The organism is Stenotrophomonas sp. S49 (assembly GCF_016624905.1).
GTDB lineage: Bacteria > Pseudomonadota > Gammaproteobacteria > Xanthomonadales > Xanthomonadaceae > Stenotrophomonas.
Window position 1 is genome coordinate 1 of record NZ_JACVUD010000167.1, and the last position, 2,522, is coordinate 2,522.

Genomic DNA, 2,522 nt, shown 5'->3' on the forward strand with positions numbered 1-2,522 from the left:
GCGGTTTTGCGGTTTGTATTCCATTTTGTTGTTTTGGGGGGGGGGGCCCCCCCCCCGCCGCCCCGGCCCCGCCGCTACCGGTCCCCGGGGGGTGCCGACCGTGGGTCGGCACGCTTTATCGGGTATGCCCGAACACCAGTTCAATGGCGAACTGGCTGCCGAAGAACGCCAGCAGCAGCAACAGCATCGCGCTCAGCGTCCAGTGCACGGCCTTCACCCCGCGCCAGCCGTAGCGGCGGCGGCCGACCAGCAGCACGCCGAACACGATCCACGACAGCACGCTGAGCACGGTCTTGTGCACCAGTTTCTGTGCCAGCAGGTCGTCCACGAACAGCACGCCGGTCACCAGGGTCAGGGTCAGCAGCGCGAACCCCACGGTGATGACCCGGAACAGCAGCGATTCCAGATCGGCCAGCGGCGGCAGTGCGCGCAGCCACGGGCGGAACTGGCGGCGGCGCAGGGCGCGTTCCTGCAGCCACAGCATGATGGCCAGCAGTGCGGCGATGCTCAGCGTGGCGTAGGCCAGCAGGGCCAGCCAGGCGTGGCTGGCCAGGCGCCAGCCCAGTACCTTGCTGGGGGCGTGGCCGTAGCCGTGGTACACCGCCAGCAGCAGCGCGGCCAGCGGGAACACCACCACGCCCAGTGCCGACATGCGCCCGCGCGCGCCCACCAGCGAAGTCAGCCAAGCCATGCCCAGACCGACCAGCGACAGCGCCGCGAAGAAATGCATGTCCGGCCCGCCGCTGGTGCGCAGCGCCACCAGCACGTGGTAGCCGCCGTGCAGCAGCATGGCCGGCAGCGCCGGCCACAGCCAGGTGGGCGAGCCCATTGCCTCGTCGCGGCCGAGCGCGCGCACCAGCAGGACGCTGGCGGCCAGGTACAGCAGGATCGCGATGAGAACGATTGTCATCGTGGCAGTTTCGCATACCCCCGGGAAGCTGGCGACGGCCGCAGCGTCGCAGCCCGGGAACCGGGGCGGACCCGCTATACTGTCTGCCTTATTGTCCCCCGCTTTCAGACAGGTTGCGCCGCATGTTCGAGTCCCTGACCCAGCGCCTTTCCGGCACCATCGAGCGCCTGCGTGGCCGTGGCCGCCTGACCGAGGAAAACATCCGCGAGGCGACCCGCGAGGTGCGCATCGCGCTGCTGGAAGCCGACGTGGCGCTGCCGGTGGTGCAGGCCCTGATCGAACGCATCAAGGTGCGCGCGGTCGGCCAGGAAGTGCTGAAGTCGCTGACCCCGGGCCAGGCCCTGATCAAGGTCGTGCGCGACGAGCTGACCGCGGTGATGGGCGCCGAAGCCAGCGACCTGAACCTCAACGTTCCCGCCCCGGCCATCATCCTGATGGCGGGCCTGCAGGGCGCCGGCAAGACCACCACCGTGGGCAAGCTGGCCAAGCACCTGAAGGAAAAGCGCAAGAAGAAGGTGATGGTGGTGTCGGCCGACGTCTACCGTCCGGCCGCGATCGAGCAGCTGAAGACCCTGGCCGAGCAGGTGGGCGTGCTGTTCTTCCCGTCCAGCGCCGACCAGAAGCCGGAAGCCATCGTGCGCGCGGCCATTGACGATGCACGCAAGTCGTTCGTGGACGTGCTGCTGGTCGATACCGCCGGCCGCCTGGCCATCGACGAAGCGATGATGGCCGAGATCAAGGCCCTGCACGCGGCGGTGAACCCGGCCGAAACCCTGTTCGTGGTCGATGCCATGACCGGCCAGGACGCGGCCAACACCGCCAAGGCCTTCGGCGATGCGCTGCCGCTGACCGGCGTGGTGCTGACCAAGACCGACGGTGACGCCCGTGGCGGTGCCGCGCTGAGCGTGCGCTACATCACTGGCAAGCCGATCAAGTTCGTCGGCGTCAGCGAAAAGCCCGAAGGTCTGGATGTGTTCCATCCCGACCGTATCGCCAGCCGCATCCTGGACATGGGCGACGTGCTGTCGCTGGTGGAGCAGGTCGAGCAGCAGGTGGACAAGGACAAGGCCGCCAAGCTGGCCGAGAAGGTCGCCAAGGGCAAGAAGTTCGACCTGAACGACATGCGCGACCAGCTGGAGCAGATGCAGAACATGGGCGGCATCGGCGGCCTGATGGACAAGCTGCCGGGCCTGGGCAACATTCCCGACCATCTGAAGCAGCAGGTCAGCCAGGGCAAGGAAGTGCCGCGCATGATCGCCATCATCAATTCGATGACCAAGAAGGAACGGCGCAACCCGAACCTGCTGAACGGCTCGCGCCGCGCGCGCATCGCCAAGGGTTCGGGCGTGACCCCGGCCGACGTCAACAAGCTCATGAAGCAGTACATGCAGATGGAAAAGATGATGAGCAAGATGGCCGGCGGCGGCATGAAGGGCATGATGCGCAGCATGAAGGGCATGATGGGCGCCATGGGCGGCCGCGGTTTGCCGTTCCGTTGATGCGTTGCTGAGGCCACGCATCGGCGGCCGCGGCATGCCGTTTCGTTGATGCGCTGCTGAGACCACGCATCGGCGGCCGCGGCATGCCGTTTCGTTGATGCGCTGCTGAGACC

Annotated in this window: 2 protein-coding genes; one reads left to right on the forward strand and one right to left on the reverse strand. The window is 67.4% G+C overall.

All coding sequences use genetic code 11. From position 1 onward, the window contains the following. Window positions 1–115 precede the first annotated feature (115 nt). Window positions 116–910, reverse strand: a complete 795-nt coding sequence (gene ccsA, locus IAE58_RS19815; protein ID WP_199934552.1) for a cytochrome c biogenesis protein CcsA — start codon at window positions 908–910, stop codon at window positions 116–118. Between the two features lie 122 nt (window positions 911–1,032). On the opposite strand from ccsA, the gene ffh reads away from it, so the two are divergent. After that, on the forward strand, window positions 1,033–2,409 hold the full coding sequence (gene ffh, locus IAE58_RS19820; protein ID WP_199934553.1) for a signal recognition particle protein: 1,377 nt from the start codon (window positions 1,033–1,035) through the stop codon (window positions 2,407–2,409). The last annotated feature ends 113 nt before the right edge of the window (window positions 2,410–2,522 follow it).

Coding starts and splice junctions, on each gene's coding strand:
- ffh (WP_199934553.1), top strand. CDS start 1,033: ATGTTCGAGTCCCTGACCCAGCGCCTTTCCGGCACCATCGAGCGCCTG.
- ccsA (WP_199934552.1), bottom strand. CDS start 910: ATGACAATCGTTCTCATCGCGATCCTGCTGTACCTGGCCGCCAGCGTC.